The 22,611-nt window shown below is 47.2% G+C and carries 16 protein-coding genes and 1 pseudogene; 1 reads left to right on the top strand and 16 read right to left on the bottom strand.

Annotation, left to right across the window (positions count from 1 at the left end; genetic code table 11):
- From POTG_RS24435 to POTG_RS15215, 16 genes and pseudogenes are all read right to left on the bottom strand, one after another.
- Positions 1-1,052, bottom strand: a pseudogene (locus POTG_RS24435) (excinuclease ABC subunit UvrA); the annotation flags it as partial.
- A 546-nt stretch (positions 1,053-1,598) separates the two neighbouring features.
- Positions 1,599-1,751, bottom strand: coding sequence for a hypothetical protein (locus tag POTG_RS24430; RefSeq protein ID WP_198136216.1), 153 nt, complete (start codon positions 1,749-1,751; stop codon positions 1,599-1,601).
- 128 nt (positions 1,752-1,879) lie between these two features.
- On the bottom strand, positions 1,880-3,166 hold the full coding sequence (locus POTG_RS15280; protein WP_009225735.1) for a glycoside hydrolase 5 family protein: 1,287 nt from the start codon (positions 3,164-3,166) through the stop codon (positions 1,880-1,882).
- A 40-nt stretch (positions 3,167-3,206) separates the two neighbouring features.
- Positions 3,207-4,037, bottom strand: a complete 831-nt coding sequence (locus tag POTG_RS15275) for a carbohydrate ABC transporter permease (protein WP_085982547.1) — start codon at positions 4,035-4,037, stop codon at positions 3,207-3,209.
- A gap of 3 nt (positions 4,038-4,040) precedes the next feature.
- Complete coding sequence (locus tag POTG_RS15270) at positions 4,041-4,925, bottom strand: carbohydrate ABC transporter permease (RefSeq protein ID WP_009225733.1); 885 nt, start codon at positions 4,923-4,925, stop codon at positions 4,041-4,043.
- 88 nt (positions 4,926-5,013) lie between these two features.
- A complete protein-coding gene (locus POTG_RS15265) occupies positions 5,014-6,330 on the bottom strand; it encodes an ABC transporter substrate-binding protein (protein WP_036645730.1) in 1,317 nt (438 codons plus the stop codon).
- 174 nt (positions 6,331-6,504) lie between these two features.
- Positions 6,505-7,557, bottom strand: a complete 1,053-nt coding sequence (locus POTG_RS15260; protein ID WP_009225731.1) for a LacI family DNA-binding transcriptional regulator — start codon at positions 7,555-7,557, stop codon at positions 6,505-6,507.
- A gap of 616 nt (positions 7,558-8,173) precedes the next feature.
- On the bottom strand, positions 8,174-8,563 hold the full coding sequence (locus POTG_RS15255) for an exo-alpha-sialidase (protein ID WP_036645727.1): 390 nt from the start codon (positions 8,561-8,563) through the stop codon (positions 8,174-8,176).
- Between the two features lie 142 nt (positions 8,564-8,705).
- Positions 8,706-10,511 carry a hypothetical protein gene (locus POTG_RS15250; protein ID WP_009225729.1) on the bottom strand — a complete coding sequence of 602 codons (1,806 nt, stop codon included), beginning with the start codon at positions 10,509-10,511 and terminating at the stop codon, positions 8,706-8,708.
- Between the two features lie 36 nt (positions 10,512-10,547).
- Entirely contained in the window at positions 10,548-12,293 is a 1,746-nt protein-coding gene (locus tag POTG_RS15245) for a sensor histidine kinase (RefSeq protein WP_009225728.1), read from the bottom strand.
- Entirely contained in the window at positions 12,293-13,864 is a 1,572-nt protein-coding gene (locus POTG_RS15240; RefSeq protein WP_009225727.1) for a response regulator, read from the bottom strand. The genes POTG_RS15245 and POTG_RS15240 overlap by 1 nt, the downstream gene beginning before the upstream one ends.
- 118 nt (positions 13,865-13,982) lie before the next feature.
- Positions 13,983-15,632 carry an extracellular solute-binding protein gene (locus tag POTG_RS15235; RefSeq protein WP_157273467.1) on the bottom strand — a complete coding sequence of 550 codons (1,650 nt, stop codon included), beginning with the start codon at positions 15,630-15,632 and terminating at the stop codon, positions 13,983-13,985.
- 70 nt (positions 15,633-15,702) lie between these two features.
- A complete protein-coding gene (locus tag POTG_RS15230; RefSeq protein WP_009225725.1) occupies positions 15,703-16,596 on the bottom strand; it encodes a carbohydrate ABC transporter permease in 894 nt (297 codons plus the stop codon).
- A 19-nt stretch (positions 16,597-16,615) separates the two neighbouring features.
- The gene (locus POTG_RS15225) at positions 16,616-17,578 is read right to left on the bottom strand and encodes an ABC transporter permease (RefSeq protein ID WP_009225724.1); all 963 of its coding nucleotides are present in this window, start codon (positions 17,576-17,578) and stop codon (positions 16,616-16,618) included.
- Positions 17,579-17,873: 295 nt separating this feature from the next.
- Complete coding sequence (locus POTG_RS15220; protein ID WP_009225723.1) at positions 17,874-19,100, bottom strand: hypothetical protein; 1,227 nt, start codon at positions 19,098-19,100, stop codon at positions 17,874-17,876.
- A 25-nt stretch (positions 19,101-19,125) separates the two neighbouring features.
- Positions 19,126-21,591 carry a beta-mannosidase gene (locus POTG_RS15215; protein ID WP_036645724.1) on the bottom strand — a complete coding sequence of 822 codons (2,466 nt, stop codon included), beginning with the start codon at positions 21,589-21,591 and terminating at the stop codon, positions 19,126-19,128.
- A 146-nt stretch (positions 21,592-21,737) separates the two neighbouring features.
- Here POTG_RS15215 and POTG_RS15210 point away from each other — a divergent pair, with 146 nt between their 5' ends.
- A complete protein-coding gene (locus tag POTG_RS15210) occupies positions 21,738-22,574 on the top strand; it encodes a helix-turn-helix domain-containing protein (protein WP_036645722.1) in 837 nt (278 codons plus the stop codon).
- The last annotated feature ends 37 nt before the right edge of the window (positions 22,575-22,611 follow it).

The raw sequence follows: 22,611 nt of genomic DNA, 5'->3' as shown, positions 1-22,611 counted from the left end.
AGACTGCTGTTCAGATGCCGTATCAGTTTTACGCGTTGCGATTCGCCGCCGGACAAGGTTGATGTTTCCCGGTTGAGCGAAAGATAATAGAGCCCCATATCTACAAGATGATGCAACCGAATGGACAGATTGGAAATGATCGGTTTGGCTATAGGATCATTTATGGCTTCAATGACCTTTAACAACTCGCCTATTTCCATAGCGGCGAACTGGGCGATGTTATAACCATTTATTTTGCAATTTAATACCTCGTGGCTTAACCGGGTTCCATTACATGCCTTGCAATGGGTTATGGTAATAAACTTCTTGACATTGTTTGATAATTGATGGATCTCTTTTTCCAAAAACATGCGTCTAAATCGGTTAATAACCCCTTCGAAATACTTGGCGGGTTCGTTTTTTAAGGGGAGTACGATTTTCTTGTCTTTGCCGTAAAGCAACATTTGCCACTCGGTCTCCGTGTAATCCATCAGCTTTTTATCCGGATCGAATAAGCCCGAGACGAGATGTTTCTGCCAATACCAGGTCCCCGCGGAGAAGGTGGAGAACAAAATCGCGCCTTCATTCAGTGATTTAGTTTTATCAAACAGCTTCTCTATATCGGGCTCCACCCTCCGCCCCATTCCCTGACACTTCGGACACATCCCCTTCGGATTATTGAAGGAAAAAACATCCGATTCGCCTATGAAGGGTTGCCCGATCCGGGAAAATAATAATCGCAGCAAAGCGTAAGTGTCCGTGACCGTACCCAGCGTTGAACGTACGTTTCCGCCTAATCGCTTCTGATCGATCACCACGGCCGGAGACAGATTCTCAATGGACAATGCGTCGGGTTGACTGTAGGTGGGCATTCGATTTTGAATATACGCCGTAAAGGTTTGATTTAATTGACGCTGGGCTTCCTTGCTGATCGTGTCGAACACGATGGATGACTTTCCGGAACCGGAAACGCCCGTGAAAACAGTGATTTTCTTTTTGGGAATAGAGAGGGTTATATTTTTTAAGTTATTTTCCTTTAAGCCTACAAGATTGATATATTGATTCGAATCCATCAGGTTCACCGTTCCTGTATCGTTTTGACTTTTCCTTAAAGCTCATTATATAGAAGTACCCTGACAGCATTATGTCAGGGTCGGTAAATATGAAGGATACACCGGGATGGCCGGAAACCGATGAATTTTCATCTGTCGATTCGTCTATATCTAGGCAGGCTGTCTCATAATATTTCAGGTTAGGAGTTGAACACAGGATGGGGAACGTAATTCTCACCATGCAGTTGTCTGTGGACGGGGTGGTTTCCGATGAAGCGTACTACAATACGGTAGATACAATCCTCATTGGATGAAACACGTACGCTTCCCTTGCCCGGCACTAGCAGCAGGCAGAACATTCGGCGAATTCGCTGGAGCGAGCCATTGCGAAGCGTATAAATGAGATCCCTAAAGCAGTGATTTCCCATTCGGAAGTGGATTTGATTTGGCAAAATTCGCGAGCCATTGAGGTCAAGGACGAAGGGACGCTCACTCGGGAACTGGCTGCTCTAAAAAGCCAAGTTAATCTCATTTCGGTGGAAAGCGGAGTCCGAACCTGACAGTCCTTTATTCATCAAGATCTTTATGACGTGTTGTGGCTTCGGTTAATCCGCTCCCAAACGTATAGAAATGGCGTGGTTCTCTTGCTTCCCCCTTCTCCAAGCGTTCATTCAACTGCTGCGCAGCTACTTCTTCAAACGGCAATCCACCACCGTACATTCCTATCATCTCCTTCTTGAAAATCCCTCTGGTGCATAAGCATAGGAGAAGCGCGACGGCTTGTCAAACCTGCAAGGGCCGCAGCATGCATGAAGCCCGCCGCGGCTCGCCGGGCAGGCTTCTAACTATTATTTAAACGGCTCGGATAGCAGGATTTTGGAATAGGGACCTGCTACTCCCTCTACATTGATTCCTCGGACGCGATAATAAGCGGATACGGATTGTACACGGGTCGGGTCCAGCCACACAACTGCATCATCGGCTGCCCGCTGCTCATAAACGGTTCTCCAAGGGCCCTGCTCACCGCCTACCGATTTCTCCACCGTATAATAGGCCGCTCCGGCCACTCTGCGGAAGGCAAGCCCTCCCCTTTCGGCATGGATCCAATCCGGTGCCGCAGGCGCAGCCTCCGTCGGTACAGCAAGACCACTCATCGCAAACGCATGCCTGCGCAGATTCTGAATCCTTGACTTAACCTCTCCATTGACTCCGGTTCCCGGATAATGCACGGAGAAGCCGTCAAAGTGTTGAACGTATCCGCCACGGTCATGATGGCCAAACAGCGACCAGAACAGAGTTCCGGAAATGATATCGTGCTGCTCGGCACACGCCAGGAAAGCCTCCAAATCACAATCCGGCCAGCCGAATTCTCCATTGATATATACCTTACCCGCCTTCGCGACTTCTTCCGCGTCTGCAAGCATTTCCGCGTCATTAGCAGGATAATAGTGTACATCGAGGATATCCAGGCTCGAAATATGCAGCTTGTCCTGTTCCAATCCGAATTGCTTGCCGTGGGCCACAAGGTGATTAGGATCGACCAGCTTTATAAAATTCGCGATCTCCTCCACCCACTCCAGCGAGGCACCGTTGAGCTCGTTCCCGAGTTCCCAGGCAAGAATCGTCGGGTCATCCTTATAAGCAAGACCAGTATACGTGTTTTTCCGGTTTAGAAGGAAATCGATATAGCTCTTAAAGTCTGCAATCACCTCCCGGTCAGAATAAAACAGCTCGGGATCATCTAATCCTCTCCATGCGGTAAATGTGGATTTGCCGCCATGATAGTAGTTCCAGTTGCAGACAAAGGGAATGATGAGGCGAAGTCCTCGGTCCCCGGCCTCCTTGATCGCAAAATCCACTCTGCGCAAGGCTTCTTCATTATACTCACCCCGCGCTGGAGATATTGCCTTTTCACAGCCCTGCGAAGCACCCAAGGTATGAGAACGCACCACAGTCGCACCCATTCTAACTGCTGTATCCAGCGCATCCCTGACCCGGAAAGGGGTCGGCCAGTCTACGCCATCTACATTTTCATCCAATCCAAGCCAATAAATATTGGGTCCGCCAAACCGGAAAGGCCTTTCCCCAACAATGAGCCTGTGGCCCTGGCGGGTAATAAATTCTGTAGGTCTCATTCTCTACTCATCCTGTTCTCATGTGATGTTTGCTTATGGACTATCCTTTTACCGCACCGCTGGTTACACCGGAGAAAATATACTTCTGCAGGAACAGGTACAGCAAAATCGTAGGAATCATAATGATCAAAATCGCTGCGCATATATAAGTCCACTGGGCCTGGTTATTACCGGCAAAACGCATGATCGAGGTGGACACGACCACCAGCTCCTGCTTAGGCATATACAGAACCGGGATATACAGCTCATTGTAAATATTGATCGTCTTCAGAATCACAAGTGTCGCTGTAGCCGGACCAAGCAGCGGGAAGATGATCGTACGGTAAATACGGAACAGGCTGGCACCGTCCATCATGGCGCTCTCATCCAGCTCATAAGGGATGTTCTTGATAAATTGCAGATAAATATAGATTTGAATGACGTCCGCGCCTATGAACAGCAAGATCGGAGCAGACAGCGAATTATATAGCCCCAAGGCCTTGATGATCGAGAATACTACGACTTGGGTAGTAATCGTAGGGATGATGGTTGCGAACAAAAACGCTCCCAGGATCACCGCCTTCCCTTTAAAATCAATGCGTCCCAGTGCGTAAGCCACCATAGTGCCGAGGATAATATTTCCGATCAGCGTGACGACCACAATGACGAGCGTATTGCCGAAGGCGTGGAAGATATCCGCCCGTTCAATGGCATCTATAAAGTTCGAGAAATTCAAGAAGCTTTCCGGAAGGGCAAACGGATTGGAGCCCTCGGTATCTTTTTTAAATGCATTCACTAACACTACATAGGGGGGAAAGAGCACAACGAATGCGCCGACTATAAGGAAGATGTACTTTAGCAGCTGAATCGGGTCGAATTTTTTCAATGACATCAGTTATTCCCCCTTCCCGTTGATGACTGAATTTTGGAGACCCAAGATGAAGATCGTCATCAACAGTAGAACGACGCTCATGGCTGATGCAAGACCAAAGTTATTGAACTGGAATGCGGTTTCCGTGGTCTTCAGCAGGAAGGTCTGGCTCGCCCCAGCCGGTCCGCCCTTAGTCAGGACATACGGCAGATCGAAGATCGCCAATGCGCCGCTTAAGGTCAGGAACATGTTCAGTTGAATTATTTTGGTGATGTTCGGGATGGTAATATACCACAGCGTTTGAAAGCGTCCGCTTCCGTCAATTTTGGCAGCCTCGTAAATATCTCCCGGAATCGCCTGCAGCGCTCCGATATATATGACCATGTTGTAGCCCATAAATCTCCACATACTGATCGAAGCCAACGAGAAGTTGACCAAGGATTCGTTGCCCAGCCAGCTCTGCTGCCAGGAATCAAGTCCGAGCAAGCCCAGAATGCCGTTCAACGAACCGTTCGTTGTATCGAGTACATACTGGAACATGAAGGCAACGGCAACAGCATTCATGATATAGGGCAGAAACATCAGCACACGGAAGAAGTTTCTCCCTCGTAATTTCGAATTTAGAATCACTGCGAACAGAATCGCAATCACGTTTTGAATAATGCCGATAAGCGCATAAGGAATCTGATGCAGAAATACGCCGAACAGATCCGGATTCAAAAAAACCTCTTTATAGTTTTCGAGCCCGATCCAGCTTATATCGGAACTGATCCCGTCCCAGCTGGTGAAGCTCAAATATACGAGACGTACCGCAGGATAATAGGTGAAAAGTAGAAGCATTGCCAGCGGAATCGTCAAAAAGCAAATCATGATTATTTTTCTTTGTGTTTTATAAGAGAGATTTCCCATTCCGTTCACTCCATTCCGGTTACAGCTTGAAGCAGAAGCGGATTACTCGGGATCCCCCGAATAACCCGCCCAGCCGTATCTTCTACAATTATTTCATTACCGCCTGTTTCGCCTTAGCCCATGCACTATTGTACTTGTCGAGAACTTCCTGCGGGTCCTTGGCCAGCACAAATTCTTGGACGAGCGCTTCCTTGGTGATCTGTGCTTTGTTATTCACTTCCGTCGCTTCATTGGTATCGGAGACGGCTTCAATATAAGTCGGGTTATAGCTGTTGAATTCTGCGAGCTGCGGAACAGCAGGTTCTTTGTCCTTCAGAATCGGAATGAAGCCGGCGAAGTCGTCGAATCCGGATTCTTCGATCATCCATTTTACAAAGGCTTTCGCTGTCTCAAGGTTTTTGCTGTTCTTGTTGACGCCATAAGCCCAGTCCGGTGCAAGCACAACGTTCAAGGTACCGCTGTTGTCGTAAGGAAGCGGGAAGAAGCCTACATTGTCCGAGGCCGTTCCGCTGTCGATAACCTGAGGAATCACCCAGTTTCCTAGCATATACATAGCAAACTTGCCGCTGGCGAGGTCTTTCTTCGACTGCTCCCAGTTCGTGGAGTTCACGTCCGGCTCCAGGTAGCCCTTTTCATACATCGTGCGGATGATGGTTAAGCCCTGTCCGTATGCGTTGTCCATCGTATAAGGCGTGTCGCTCTCCACCCGGTCATTGTTCAGGTTCGCATTGCCTGCAAACGAAATCGGGACCTCGGAAATCCAAGGATACAGCGTCCATTGGTCCTTGAAGTTGGAAGCAAGAGGTACTACTCCGTTAGCCTTCAGCTTCTCGCAAGCGGCATAGAACTCATCCAGCGTTTTTGGAATTTCAGTAATTCCCGCGTCTGCGAACGCCTTTTTGTTGTAGACAATACCCGTGGTGCTGGCACCTACGGAAATTCCGTACAGCTGGCCTTCATAAGATTTGAAATCTTTGAAATAAATCTTATCCGTCAAACCGAGATCATCCAGCGGTGCAAAATATTTCGGCAGATCGGAATTTGGAATGGTTGGAATCAGGACAATGTCAGGAAATTCACCGGAAGAAATGCGAAGCTTCGTCGTCTTATCCAGGTCGGTAACTGCTTCGAATTTGATCTCTGCGTTCGGATATTTTTCTTTGAAGCGTTTGGCATAATCGTCATATTCCTTTCCGATCATGTCCGTGCGGTTCGTCAAGAAGGTGACTGTACCGCTGATCTCCGGCTCGGCCGGCTGCTCCGTCTGTGTTCCCGTGTTACCGTTGTTCAGGTTGGTTTGGTTCCCGTTAGCTTCATTGCTGCTATTGCCGCCGCTGCTACCGCAAGCACTAAGAAGACCTGTAAGCATAACAACTGCCAGCAAAGACATCCACTTTTTCTTCATTCTGCTTCCCCCTAAAATGATATCGCTTACAGCATTGATTTTAACATAATTCAATTATTGTTTCAACACTTTTAATATCTTCTTAAATTTATTTTAATTAATTTATACAAAATATTATGATCCGACATAAAAAAGACGCCTGCAATTGGTGCAGACGCCCTTTCCCTGCTCAGCTTATCTCCATTTTTTCACCGATGCCCGCTCAATCAGTTGGGTGCTCAGCAGCACATGCTCTGCCGTAGCTTCCGGGTTCCGGATGCAGCGGAGCGCCATTTGCGCCGCCCTGCATCCGATATCGGCCTTTGGCACGCGTACCGTAGTCAATCTCGGCTGCATCAGCTCCGTCAAGGTCAGATCATCGAATCCGACCACCGAAACCTGTTCCGGACATGAAATACCCCATTCTCCAAGCAGCTTCAAGGACTCAAACGCCGTCAGGTCGTTGGCGCAAAACAGAGCCGTCAGTGGATTCTCCGACGTGACCTGCCGCTTCAGCACCTCTCCGAACTCTTTGGTAACATACATGCCTTTGCCGCTAACGCCCACCCCTTCAATTACCTCAAAAGAAGCCAGTTCTCCCGACTTGGCTTTCCGGTTAAATGTTCGGACGGCTTCTTCAAATCCCCGGTAACGCTCATGAAAGCTCCAGGAGGTTTCCTGATCGCCTACAAAACCCAGCCGGCTATGACCCGATTGGAGCAAATACATCGTAGCTTGATAAGCTCCAAGAAAGTTATTGGCAAGCACATGGTTAATGGAGGAGTCCAGAATATTCGCGTCAACCATCACGAACGGAAAAGAAATCGATTTCAAATAGTTCATGTAGCTGTCCGGCAAATGGCCCATTACAATAGCGCCGTCCGCCTTCTTGTCCGAAATACTGGACGGCAGCCCTTCACCGGGCTCAAGCGCGATATCTATGCTGGATAAGATCATGCTGAAGTTATGAATTTCTAGCTCTTTTTCAATCCCATGAATGACTTTGCCCCAATACTCCATATCATCGAGATAGGCACGAGGCATCAACACCGCTAAAATACCGGTTTTGTCCGCCGTAATATTACTCTTGCGCTGATGCTTGAAGCGATATCCCATCTCCTCAGCCGTCTTCCAGATCGTCTCCCGGGTTTCATCGTTGACGGCCGGGTCATTGGATAGCGCTTTGGACACGAGCGCTTTAGACACATTCAAGCGATCGGCAATGACTTGCAAGGTAACCTTCTTCATCCCCAAAATCTTCCTTCCTTGTAACTAGTATTACTAGCATACTTGTTCCTTCAACATTTTTCAATGTTTTTGTTAAGGAAGGGTATTTTCTTTGAAAAATCGCTAGGCTTGGCTGAAATTCCTATTTTGAATTACATTCCCAGAAGAAACCCCCTTACTCAAATGCTCGACGATAAGCTCACGTTCTTCAGCCGAAAGCGCGGCTGTTATTCACCCAAAATTTTGTTCGCGTCATACTTCCCCCACTCATATGCAATTTAACCTCATTACGGTCTGCATCCAGCATCATTCCGCCGCCACGCCTTTCTTGGAGTCACAAATTTCCAATTAGGCAGCCACGGTTCGCCGTTCGGAGAGCCTTCGTGCATAAATCGTTTCAAATAAGCACTCTATAACGCAAATGAACCAGCCAGTTGGCTGGTTCATTTCTCTTCTGGCTATTTTTCACCCTTTAACTGCTCCGCCGGTAATCCCTGCGATAATGAATCGTTGCAATAATAAATAGATCACTATCAAAGGAGTGGAAACCAACAGAATACCTGCAACCAGTACAGTCAAATTTACGGATAACTGACCAACAAATAAATATAATCCAGAGGTGAGCGGGCGCATTCCTTCATCGGAGCTCACCTTCCACCTCGAAAATCCTCGGATCTTCGACACATCCATTAGCATAGTTGCGGACTCGGTTGCCATAAATGTCGGTCGTATAAAGCTCGTGTTCCTCATAACCCAGGGCAGGCGCCAATGCGGGCCGGGAAAAATCCGCATCCCAAGTCAAACCCAGATCGTCGCTTGTTGCATAGCCCAGGAAGATCGGATAAGGGTCATGACAACCTTCTCTCCTCTTTTGCGGCCATGGGCCTGTTGCCCGGAATAACATATGAATTTTATCTGATGCCGGATCTTTGACAATTGCCGGGTTGAGGACCATTTTGTCCGCCCAGTCACAGCCTGGAACAGGTGCAAGCGCCGGTTTGTCCAAATAACGGAAGTTCGGTTTCATTTCTATCTCCCTCTCTTTATGCTGTAAATTCAGCTCTCTTTCGATCAATGTAACACATCAAAAATAGACATCATATGCATGAAAGCAAATCAAAGAATATCAATGCAGAAAACAGAATATTGTAGCTTCTGGCCGCAAGCTTCTATTCTTTCTTTCCTGATCCCGTTTCCATGGTAGTCAAGATGACTACCCCTCGTCCTGGAAGATCAACTTCAATCCCCTTGTCCAAGTCCACATTGCTTCGGATACCCGATGGAAGAGGGTACCCGAAGCGATCGGTTCTTTGATCATCCTCAAAATAACGATACTCGCGCAAAAATATTGCCGGTTCCGAGACTCCTTCTGCCCGTAGTTTCACGATACGGGGAGTCACCGAATTATTGACGATCATATAAGTCATATCGAGCTTGCCGCCCGATACCCACTTCATTCCGACGCTTCTTAATCCATCAAGCCCGGAATCGCCGGAAGCGAGAATTTGCGAACCTTTGGGAAATAAATGAGTCATCAAGGACCAGACAAAATAGTGCGGCCGAATATGCTCAGCCTCCGGGACGCCCAGCTTATCGCCCCACGAATTCCAAAATCCCCATTGCTTCATGGATCTTGCATCCATCTTGTCATAACCGTTATCCTGGCCGTGCATGGCGTCATCCAAATCCCAGATCGCGATTCCGTTTAATCCGCTTCGCATGCTCTGAGCGGCAAGATCAGCCATGCTGACCCCATACCAGAATTGCTTCACCTGGGGCTGGGAGTCTCCGTCTGTCTTCCCGGTCAGCATGCCCGCCTCAGTCAGATAGAAATCCTTCTTGTTGCCCGACGGATCATGCAGGACGACATACTCCTTTTTCGCTGCGAAGATGCGCTCCATCTCGCCGCTGACTACCGTATTGTAATCGGCGTAAATATGAATATCGTACGCATCAAGCACGTCATGCATTTGATCTACCGATTCCTTGATCCAATCCGGGTCCCATACGGATCCCGGACCGATCACTTCGATCTGCGAGTCCAGTCCCAGCTCAGCCAGCTTGCTCTTCAATAGCCGAACTCCGGTCTGCCATTTGGCAAAATCGGCTACCAGGGACCAAGGCTGATTCACCTCGTTCACCATGTCGTAATACCGGATCACCGTATATTTTCTGACGACAATCAGATGCTGCAGCAGGCCGCCGATCATCTCCGTCCATCTTGGATCGTCAGCGTCAATCCCGGCCAGCGGGGTGCCGACAAATTTAATAGGAGGCTCCCATTCTCCAAAAACAATGGGAATTTGGTGGTCCTGCGCATAATCCAGAAGCCGATATAACGGCTGCATGTACTCCTGATTTTCAAAATCAAAAATAGGACCTCCGTCGTCATGAAATCCTCTGCAGTAAAAGTTCCCGTAAATCATAGTACGCAAAAAGGCCGGCTTTAGATGGTTCAGACGAGCCGACAATTTGCTCCACTGCTGCTCATCCAGCGGGTAGTCGGTAAACGGATCCCACTGAACGCCCATTCCCTTATAATTCTCAATCACGTGCTTGGAGGCATCCAACTTGATCTCAGCCGTTTCTCTTACCTGTTCGGGAGACGGCATTTCCCGAAGGCTTGCCTGTCCAACCGACAGCCCCCTTTTACCGTCAAGATCATCCTTGCTTTGTTCCAGTGAAAGTACGATTTGGATTTGAATCTCCAGCGGGGATTCCAGATAGAAATCCACCTCAAGCTCGACCTCTCCTGCCGCGAATTTCACCGGCGGTCTGACCGGATAACGAACAGAAGCACGCAAGCTCTCCTCCACTTCAATAGCCAGAGTGCCCGCGCAGCCAGTCTTCAAGCTTAACCTTACACGATAGAACTTGAAGCCCTGCAGCAGAACCTCGTTGCAATATCGCTGCCTTCCATCTTCTCCGGTCTTCCATGTCCAGTCTTCCAATTGAATTTTTGTTGAATCTAACATCGTACATTCCCCTCTCCCCTTATTCTGTTCCCGAATTCAAGATTGTACGGCGGGAATGCGGATCCATACGCAGGTTCCTTTGCCCGGTCGGCACGAAATATGAACACCGTAAGACGCGCCGTATTGTAATCGAATTCGTTCGCTGACATTAATAATTCCGTAGCCGACCTTTTCATTATTCGGGTTAAAAATATCCTCCATTACATGAGGCTCGATTCCTCTTCCGTTATCCCGGATATAGAAGTGAATTTCCTCTTTCACCTGCAGCGCCTCTACTTCCACATACAGATCATGCCCATCCTCCCGCCAGGCATGCTCGATGCAGTTTTCTACAAAAGGCTGAAGGATCAGCTTAATTGTCGTATATTCATTGACTTGCGGATCGATGATCATTTTGTAATTCAACAGATGCTCATGACGGATCTGTTGAATTTGCAGGTACTCCTTCACCTGGGCGAGCTCCTTTTCCACGGAAATCATAAATTTCCCGTCATTGAGCGTCAGCCGATAGAATCGGGCCAGACCCGATACCATTTGCTTGAGCCGGTCCGTCTCATTCATCGAAGCCAAGGTTTGAATGGCGGATAAAGTATTATAAAGAAAGTGCGGATTGATCTGGGCCTGAAGCGTCCGGAGCTCGGCATCCTTCACCTCGAGCTTGCTGATGTACAGGTCCTGAATCAGCTGATCCACATGACTGCCCATACTGTTCAGCGCGGCTGAAATGTCCGAAAATTCGTCTCTGCCCTCCACCGCGATTTTTCGGCTGAAATCCCCGTCCTGGAAGGAGCGGACCAACTTCAGGATGCGATGCACCTTCTTGGACAAGGTAAGCGTGACCAAGTAAGCCAAGAAGAACAATACAATGAAGCTAATCAGGCAGATCCAGATCGTTGCCGCCTTCAAACTGCCGATTTTCTCGGAAAGGACGGCCCTGGGGACATACTCCGCCAGCTTCCACTCCATTCCTTTAATCTCATGGAACAGGGTCACCACATCCTCTTGTGCAAGGGCACTCCAGGTCAGGCCTGCCTTTCCATTGTCCATGGAATTCACAATCTCTCGGTTCTGATTCAGAACGACATAACCGGCAATATTCGAATCATCACGCTCCAGCCGGAATATATCCTCTACATGAGCAACAATTCTCACCATGCCAATAGCGCGCAAATTGACCAAGTCCACAAGAGGAACGACATAGGAAATATTATTGAAAATCTTGTCATTATCAATCTGCTCCCATCGCGTTGATCGGGTAATATCGACCACCATATCCCGGGGATAATACAGCTGCAAATCAGATCCCTCTAGCTTGTCTGTCGAATAAATCTGATAGGTTTTCCCCAGCCGCAACGGATCCAGATCAGGCCCATGCCCATCATAGACCTCAGGCAGCATGCCTTCCCCGACGTACAATTGAATCTGAAGATTCATCTGTTTGTTCAAGGTCGCATTATATAACTTGGGATGCAAATATTTGTTGAGAAACTCGTAGTTCGTATAACCATCCTTCTCCATTTTCATATACGACTGCAGCGTTTCATCATAGACAATGAAATCCGCGATGAACTCTACCTCTTTCATCCTGTAGGCGACTCCCTCGGAGATCAGATCCAGAGAACGCTGCATATCAAGCAGATTGCGGTCATAGACAGCTTGCTGGGAGGTTTTGTACGAATAGGTTCCGAGCGTAATAATAGGCAGCAATACAATCAAAAGAATAAGCGCCAGCAGCTTGTAGTTGGATTTGATTAAGTACTTTTGCAAATTGGGCAGTCTCATCAGGATTTGCTCCGGTATTCGCTGGGAGAGACCCCGAACGATTCTTTGAACAGCTTGGTGAAATAAGGAAGATGATTAAATCCTGTCGCATAGGCTGCCTCATAAATTTTCATGCCCGGATGCTCCCGCAGCAGTTCAGCCGCCTTCTTCAAACGGATGCGCACGACATAATCGCTGAAGTTTTCTCCGGTCTCCTCCTTAAAAATCCGTCCCATATAGTTCGGAGTGAAGGAAAAATGGCTGGCCACCTTTTTCAGGGTAATCTCCCCCCCCAAATTCCGAAGAATATAATCCTCGATGCCTTGAATCAATTTATTCCTCTTTTTGTTCCGATTGAAGTACAGGTACTCCGATATAATAAACAGATTTTTTCGAAGCCATTTTTCAATATCCTCCAGCGTTTCAAAGTGCAGCAGCCGGTCCAGTTGATTCAACCCCAACTCCGGAATATCTTGCAAACTCAGATTCAGTTCATCCAGAAATCCGGCAATTCGGGCAATTAGATGGAGCGCAATATTTCGAGGGAGGACATTCCCCTCCAGGGAAGACGCACAGGAGACAAATTCCTTGATTGAATCATAGACCCCGAGCACGTTATACTGTGAGACTGCTTCAAGCAGCACCGCGATAATCTCATCCAGATCCTTCGTATTGTTGATCATCTCCTGCTGGACCTGGGAGGTGGTTATCAGGCGATTCTTGCCCAGATACATTTTGGCATGGAGACAGTCGGCCGCTTCAATGTAAGAACGGCTCAGGTTGTCCATCGTTTCTACGCCATTCCCCAGCCCGACCGTTATCGTGAAGGACGATTTGCTGCGGACTTGCCTAATCAGGACTTCCAGCTCCTCGACCTGCCGCTTCTTCTCCAGCACCACAGCGATCTGATTCTCGTTCAGTTTCGTATAATAATGCAAATTCTGCTGCTGAAAAAAAACGATGATCTCATTCATCGCGCCCTGCGCAAGCTCAGCCTGTTGATCGACAGCTACCAGGCTTTTCTTCAGGGTCAGATCATCCAATTCGACGATGGCTACCCGAAGCATGCCCTCTTCTTGCGGCATGGTCCGGTCTTGGAACAGGTGCAGCAATTCCGCGGACAGTTCATTGTTCACAATCCAACGGCGGATCATTTCATTTTTGGCAATGGGAAACCATTCGTGATAGCTGTTCTTTATACGCTTCATATTCCGTTCTTCGTCCAGCTGTTCCCTGATTTTTTGCATGGTGTCCAGCAATTCCGCATCGTCAATCGGCTTAAGCAGGTAATCCTTCACATTCATGCTCAGCGCTTGTTTCGCATAAGAAAAATCCTCATAGCCGCTGATCATGACGATCTTCATATGTTCATCCCATTGCCTGCACTGCTTGGCAAGCTCCAACCCCGACATCAGGGGCATGCGGATATCCGTGATCAGAATGTCCGCGTGATAGGATTTAATAAATTCTAGCGCCTGCAGCCCGTTGTTAAAGGCTCCGGCCACATGGATCTGCAGTTGATCCCACACAGGATGTTTATGCAGCCCTCTCAATACGAGGGGTTCGTCGTCTACAAGTACGGCAGTATACATTTTTGTCACCTCAGTCAGCTCTGTTTGCTACGGTTCTTGTCATTATAGCATCCCATTTTTGAGGTCAGGTATGAAAAAGAAAGGCCCCGGCAAGAGCGGGACCTCTCTATTCTTGCAGCTACTTCCCAAGCTTTTTCTTGTTTTCTTCCCAGTTCTTCTGTAAGTAATCCATCAGCTTCTGATGCCCGACCTTCATAGATTGCTCATAACCAGATTCCAGCAGCTTGTCGATCTCTGCCTCACTGGAAGCAAATAGAATCTTGCCGAAGGTTTCATTATAAATATCGCCAACACGTTGTGCGATGATGCCTTCGGTGGAATCAGAAGGAGGTGTAATCCCATTAAGCTCTGTCGTATCTTGTGTTGTCTTCCAGGTCACATTCATCTGGGCAACGGCGGTCTGATTCTGCTTTTCTTTCGGCAGTGTCATTTCAATTTTTGCCTTGGAGCCATCAACATGAGAAGTGTTCCCTACATAGTTCCAATCAAACAGCTTAGCATCGGTCTTTTCCTGATCCGAAGTTGCAGCCCAGTTCTCGTTCGGGATCGGCGAGTTTTCTTCATCCACTTCGTCCCACAGCCATCCCGGAGGCCCGAAGCAAAGTACGTTCTGTCCCTCTTCTCCAGCCATCCAATCATAGAAGGCAAAAATGGCTTCAGGATCTTTGGCATTCCGAGTAATAAGTGAAGCGTTCCAGCCCAGGGTGCTATATGGATTGTTAATAATCTTGGTCTTATCTAACCCTGCCTTATGGATAGGCCAGATCACTTCATAATCCGCCTCGGGGTCAGTTTTTTTCCATTCTAACTCAGCACTGTTCGAAGGCTCTGTAACGTCATATGCGACTAGCACTGCAATTCTTCCCGTATTCAATTTCTCTTTTATCTGGTCTTCCTTTTGGGTAAGCAAGTCTTGGGAGATCAGCTTTTCATTAACCAGTTTATTGATGTACTTCACTGTCTCAATGTATACTGGATCTTTATAAATAGATTTAAAAGTGTTGTCTTCGATATAGGCGCGCTGTTCAACATACGTAGGTAGCCGACCCTCGGCAAAACCAGAGTACATGAAGATGTTTCCCTCTGCCCCCTTGTTCAGGTCTAATGGAGTTACATCCGGATAATTTTCCTTAACTAGCTTCAGATAATTATAAAGATCATCAAAAGTCTCCAGAGTTGGAGAGCCAAGCTCTTTATATATTTTGTTGTTAATCATCCAGCCTGCATTTCCCAACGGCTTATTGGAATACCAGTTCGGAATTTGATATATTTTACCGTCCGGTGCCCGCAGCATATTCAGCGTTTCTTCACCAATTAATCTTTTCAGGTTAGGATACTTGTCCAGATAATCATCCAAAGGAACCAGTTGATCGGCTGCCCGTAAACGTTCGTAATCCGTCCCGAATTTGTCCGTCCAGATCACATCCGGTAAGCTACTCGATGCAATCATCGTATTTAATTTTTGTGCTGCGGCTCCGTCAGATGTCACGACATTCATAGTCACTTTTTTATTGTCTAGAATCCACTTGCTGGTTCTATCTTTCCCCCATTCTCCAGGCGGCGTAAACCAGTCGTAATTCCCGTAAAAGGTATACGTTAGTTCATCCTGCCCCAGAGTAAACGTCTTTGAACCAGTGTTCGTGCTGCCAGATTCATTCGTCTTACTGGCCGACGTATTATTTCCGTTGTTGCTAGCACATGCAGAGCCTATAAGCGCCACTACGATAGATAATGCCAGTACTGAAATCCACTTGCTAGATTTTTTCAAGAGTAACCCTCCCATGGAATGATTATATACTAAAGATGTGCTTTGAAACCGGATTGAGGTTGTGGGGTATTTAGCCTTTAACAGCTCCAATCATGACTCCTTTGACAAAGTATTTCTGCAGGAACGGATAGACACAAACAATTGGCAAGGTGGCTACAATCATCGTAGTCATGGTAATGGACTTATTCGTAACGGATCGAGTACGCTGTAAGAACTCCTGTGCCGAGGCATTTGAATTTACCATGGTCTCCATCATCACCGTCGAGCTTAGGACCTGCTGCAGAATAGTCTGAATCGGCTTTAGGCTCTGTGTATTAATGTAAATAGATGCTGTAAACCAATCATTCCAGTGGTACACTGCCGTGAAAAGACCCAAGGTCGCGAACACCGGCTTGCTTAGCGGCAATATGACTCTGAAGAAAGAACCGAAGTAACCGCAGCCATCCAGTTTTGCCGACTCCTCCATTTCTGGAGGAATTTCTTCAAAGAAGGTGCGAAAGACGATCATATTCCATACGCTGATTATGGACGGAATGACCATAACCCAAAAATTATCCATCAATCCTAGATTACGGTTAATAATAAACGAGGGGATGAGTCCACCGCTGAACACCATAGTAATAATACAGTAAACCATGACCGCCCTACGACCGATCAGGTGTTTCTTTGACATGGCATACGCGAACAATCCGGTGAAGATAAGAGCCAGAATTGTCCCTGCAATCACGCGCAGGACGGAGATCATAAACCCCTGGAGCAGCGCATCGTTCTTCATGACGAAGAGGTAATTTTCAAAGGTGAAATCTCTCGGCCAGAACGTAATTCCGCCTCTAGCCGTGTCCGATCCGCTATTCAGAGATATTACCAGTGCATTCCAGAAAGGATAAAATGTGACGAATAACAGTAGGACAAGAAAAATATAAATGGATCCGACAAACCACTTGTCGCTTCTGGCTAGCTTCAATGTGATACCCTCCTTACGATTACCATAGGCCTCCGCCATATTTTCGCGCCATTTTATTGGCCCCGAACAATAAACCTACACTGATGACTGATTTCAGGAGACCCACGGCCGTCGCGTAGGACAAGCGGGAACTTAAAATCCCGTATTTGTACACGTACGTGTCGAGAACCTGAGCAACATCCTGCACCAGCGGGCTAGAACCGAGGAGCAGAATATCATCAAAGCCTGCGCTGAGTAAATTCCCGATTGCCAGTACGAGAAATACCATAACAATGGGCATGATGCTAGGAATGGTGATGATAATCATCCTCTTGAATCTGGTAGCTCCATCCACTGCAGCAGCTTCGTAGATTTGAGGATCTATAGATGCAATCGCAGCCAGATAGACAATGCTTGAAAATCCGATTTCTTTCCAGACATTCGCGCTGGTCAGAATCACCCAGAAGTATTTTGCACTAGATAGGAAATTGATCGGTTCTTCAATCAGCCCTATTTTCTGTAGCAAAATATTGAGGCTTCCACTGTCCACAGACAGGATGGAAGCTACGAAGCCCGAGATGATAACCCAAGACATAAAGTGCGGCAGATAACTAATCGTCTGGGTCAACCGCTTGAACCACATATTTCCTACTTCATTCAAGAATAAAGCAAGCAGAATTGGTGCTGGAAATCCAATACATAGCTTCATTAAGCTGATGAGAATTGTATTACGAATTACGTTAGTGAACTCAGGGGAATCAAAAAACATTCTAAAATGCTTCAAGCCTGCCCAGGGACTCTCCCATATCCCCACAAAAATGTTGTAATCCTGAAAAGCCATGATAATCCCATACATCGGTAAATAGCTGAAAATGAAAATAAGAATGATTGCCGGAAGCAGCATGACCTGCAGTTCCCATTGCTTGGACAGTTCGTAAAGCTTACCCTTTTTGAGCTTCCTATAAATTCGAGCATCGTGCTCTTGTTTTGTAGCCGCTTGCAATCCTTTTTGCCCCCTTGTTGTAAATTAGTGCACCATTAACTATGTCAACAACTTCATTTTAAGGGCATTCATGACTTCTAAATAGATAACAGAACAACAATAAATGTCATCTTAATTGCTTATATTTATAGTCACATTACAGCTAGTTAGGGATATCAGCACATCCTCATCACTCCGATAGTACACAGAACAATAATCTTTAGCATAAAACAACGATCGTGTTGCATTTTGCAAAAAAGCCCAGGTCCCTGGGAGCTACTCAGCTGTTCCCTGGTACTGGGCGTCATCTCAAACCTTAAATCTGATTACCTTCGGCATCAAATGTACGAATATAGGATACTAGTTCATCGAGGTTAACCCAAGCGACCCCTACCTTTTGGTCCGCCGCGCCATAAGACATGATGAGATCCTCACCCATAACAATGCCGCCCGTCGTGAACAGACAAGGGGTTGGATAGTCCGTGGGCATTTCCCATTCTCTTTCCGCATACATCAGTCTTGTCGGACAGCGATGAATAACGATAGGAAAATCATCTTCTTGTTCCTTCACGATCATGAAGGATTGGGTATATCCAAATTCGGCATCTTTCTTCCCGTGATAGGACACAAGCCATTCGCCATTCACTAATTTTAGCGGAGGCCAGCTCGCTCCAATACGATTCTCCTCCCAATCGAACCGCGGGGAAGCCAGCAGTCTATGGGCTGCACGCTCGCTTGCAAAGTCTTCAATGGAAGACGCCGCAGCCAGGTAGATCGAAGGCTTCTTCACCTTCTCGCCCTCATCAAACGGCAGGACATTCATCGGTCTGTGAAGCATCAGATATTGTTCTTTGCCATCAATCATCATCTTGTTCGGGAACAGAAATACATCCCGATTATCGCTAACATGACCCTCTGTCAAAGGACCGATATATTGAAAAGCCTTTTCATATGCTCCCTGCTTCAGCTCATCCAGGTTCAACTTATACAAGACGGTCACGGTATCATTAGCACGGGCTGTTTGTACGAAGAGATCTTCCTCCCGTCCTTCTTCGAACACCCAGTCCGGAATATATTCATAACGCGTCTCTATCGGCGGGTCCTGGTCGCTAAGCCAATAAGGGCCGGGAGGGAACGGACGGCAGGCTACCGTAACATACAGTTGATTCTCCACCTCAAAGATCCGCGGGTCTTCAATACAGCCGTTAGCATAATTGCGCACTTTACGCCCATGAATATCTGTAATGTACAGTTCATGCTCTTCATATCCCAACTCCGGAGCCAGCGCCGGTCTCGAGAAATCAGCATCCCAGGTTTCCCCCTGATCATCACTTCGAGCATACCCCAGAAAAATAGGATAAGGATCGTGGCAGCCTTCTCTGCGCTTTTGCGGCCAAGGTCCCGTAGCACGAAACAGCATATGAATCGTACTCGATGCCGGATCCTTTACGATAGCAGGGTTCAGCACCATTTTATCTGCCCAATCACATCCTGGAACAGGGGTTAATACGGGGTGGTTCAAATAACGGAATTGTGGTTTCATAGATAGTCCTCCTGAATGATTAAGTTTATATATAACTATCAGACAAGCTTCGCAATACGAGCTGCTCTTTCATCTCCTGAATAGTTAATGACCTGAGCATTCCCTCCTTGCTAACTGTAATCTTTTTCGGTTGATTAGCAGCTAAGTGGAAATAATTATCGCTGAAAACAACATCATCTATTTCCAAATCCAGCTCTACAAACATAGCAAAGGTCGAAGAGCTTATCTGGAATTCAAAGAATTGCTCATGCTCTGTGATGCTAACGGACAATTGTGCTGGATCAAGTTGAACGTGCTTGGGCGGGGCAAATACCGTGATCCCGCATCCAGCCGATTCTCCGTCTACTGTCAAGGAATACTCCAGGTAATGGGATCTCACCTCATCCTCGTTGTCCAGCCATGGGCTCAGATCAATGTTCTCGCATAGTGCTGTAGACAAGCTCGTAACGATAACTTCAGTCTCACCGGAGCATACAACCGCAGAGGTAAGATCACACAGTCTCCAAGTAATCGTCCCTGCGACATCCTTCCTCATTTCATTGGTGATATGCAGGCTTACCTTATTTCCGTCCTCATGGGCCGAGATCAGCAACGGAGCATAAAAGCGTTTTGCCGCATAGTGCAATGCCTTCCATCTGCCAAAATAGTCCAGACTTGACCAGGAAGCTACGGGCCATGCATCGTTCAACTGCCAATAAATGGCCCCCATGCATCTTCCCCGGTTTCGCCTCCAGTGCTCTACACCGTACCGTACACCTTCAGCTTGCATGAGCTGCGATACGTACAGGAAAGACTGGAAGTCCTTGGGCATTTTGAAATACTGAGCTAAATAGTGCAACATAGGAGACAATCCATCCTCATGCTTTTGGTGATTTTCCATCACCGCTGAGAACACATTTCTGTCTTCAGGGAGCGTAAACGTCTTAACCGTTTTATAGGACGGGAAGGCTTGCAAACCGAATTCCGACATGAACCGCGGGAAGCGGCTACGAAAATCCGTGAATGGCTTCCTACCGTGCCAAATGCTCCAATCGTGCATGTCTCCGTAATCCTGGCTATTCGGCTGATCAAAACCCCCGAAGGAAGACGGCGAAGCTAGCCAGTAGAAGGTCTGTGGATCGACTTTTTTAGCAATTTCCGGAAGTACATACTCAAACTGCTTTATATAGTCCGATTTCAACTTCGGAGACTGGCCAATATCCCAATCGACCCAGGCCCATTCTATCTCATTATTTCCGCACCAGAGCCCAAGACTGGCATGGTGACGAATACGCTTCATATTCTGTGTAACTTCCTCAATGACGTTAACTCTGAAGTCCTCTGTAAAATCATAGACAGCACAGGCAAACAGATGGTCCTGCCACACTAATAGCCCATACTCATCACACAAATCGTAAAAATAATCCTCCGGGTAATAACCGCCTCCCCATACCCGGATGCTATTGTAATTGGCTCTGACACAGTCCCTGATTATCCTCTCTGTCTTCTCTCTTGATCCTCTTGAAATGAGATTATCCTCAGGCACATAATTCCCGCCCATTGCAAATATCTCCAATCCGTTCACGCAGAAGGCGAAGGATCTTCCCCATGGGTCCTCTTGTTGATTTACCGTAATCGTGCGCAGCCCGATCCGAAGACTCTTCTTATCAATCGACAGCGAATCCTCGGCTATCCTGACCTCAAGCTGATAGAGCGGCTGATCCCCGTAGCCATTAGGCCACCAGAGCTGTGGCTCGTTGATCGTAATATGGATATTCCCTGAAGCTTCCACCAACTGAAATTGATGAGCGGACAATATCCCTCCGTTGGGATAAAACAGTTCTAGCACAGCTGTGATCGGGCGATCTGGCTTACGCTCCAGCCCAACCCTGATATTCAGGTTGACTCGATCCTCCTCGAGGTGATCCTGTACCACATAAACTTCATCTATCCGGGGATGGGAAAGAGCAATTAGTTGAATCGGCCGCCATATCCCCGCATCAGGAAGAACAGGCCCCCAATCCCAGCCGAACATATAGTGAGCTTTGCGGAGGTAAGCAAAACCCAGGCTGCCATTCACCGACCAAAGCGGGTTGTCATCATGTTTCTCTTGAATGTATTTGAGTGGCGAACGAAAAATAATAACCAGCACATTATCTCCCTCGCTTAGGAGATGCTTCAAATCAAACTCATAAGTACGGTGCATATTGTCTGTTCTGGCGATTTCATGTCCATTAATTCTAATTTCCGCCAGCGTATCGAGACCTTCGCATCGAAGGAGAATTCGATCTTCGTTCAGAAAGTCCTCATCTATACAAAAACGCTTCTCGTATTCGTAGTCATATTGGGATAATAGAAGCGCCTTCCGGTCATTCTCCCGATAGAACGGATCCTCCATTTTTCCAGCGTTTAGCAGATCATTATAGACGGAGCCCGGCACGACCGAAGGTATCCATTCCGCTTCATCCAGCCGCCGCATTCTCCAACTTCCACCTAAATCTAAGGTTTTCACGCTGCGATTCACTCCTTATTCTGATTGTGCAATTCTAACGCGTTATACTAATAAGGTAGCAAATATTATTTTGATTTACTTGTCTTGTAGTCACATAATTAATGTGTTATTTTAACATTACTTATAACAGAAAAGGAATGACCAATATGGAAGTGTATAAATATACCGCTGCATCCCATATCGGAATCGATACAGAGTCTCACTTTTTTACCGTTCCTTCACTCGAGTATGCCTCACCGATTCATTGCCATGATTTTTATGAGCTTTTTCTGGTAACCCAGGGACAGGCTCTGCACATCGTTAATGGCGAAGCGGTTCCTATTACTGAAGGCACGCTGGTCTTCATTCGACCTCAGGATATTCACTGCTATGAAAAGCTCCAAGAGCATGATTGCGAGTTCATTAACCTGTGTTACACCAGGGAAGTCATCCATGAGGTATTTGCCTTCCTTGGCAGTTCCATCACACCTGAAAATTTATTGTCCTCTGTCCTGCCGCCAGTGACGCTGCTTAGTACCGGCGAAAAAGAACGGTTAACCGACCGATTGGAGCGAATCAATCTCGTTCAGGATCAGCTTCAAGTTGCCGGCTTGCTGAGGGCGGTGCTGGTAGAACTGTTGATACAATACTTCTGGAAATATCAACAAACCGATACGAAAGCTTACCCTTTATGGCTAGAGTCTCTGCTGCTACAAATGCAGAGAAAAGAAAACTTCTCAGAAGGTGTCCAGCGAATGTATGAACTGTCGGAACGCAGCCCTGGACACATCAACCGGGTATTCCGCTCCTTGCTTCATACTACGCCAGTCGAATATATTAACCGTCTCCGACTGGATTACGCCAAGCATATGTTAGTGACAACCCGTCTCAATATTACCGACATTGCACTCTCGGCGGGCTTCAATAACTTGAGCCATTACTATCATTTGTTCAAAAAAGAATTCGGGATAACGCCGCTGGCCTTCCGGAACCTCCATCAATAAGCCTCCGCCAAATAAAGGAGAGACGGCAAGATCACTC

The organism is Paenibacillus sp. oral taxon 786 str. D14 (assembly GCF_000159955.1).
Classification (GTDB): domain Bacteria; phylum Bacillota; class Bacilli; order Paenibacillales; family Paenibacillaceae; genus Fontibacillus; species Fontibacillus phoenicis.
Note: the sequence above shows the minus strand (reverse complement) of the source record. Positions and strands in the feature narration are given on the sequence as shown.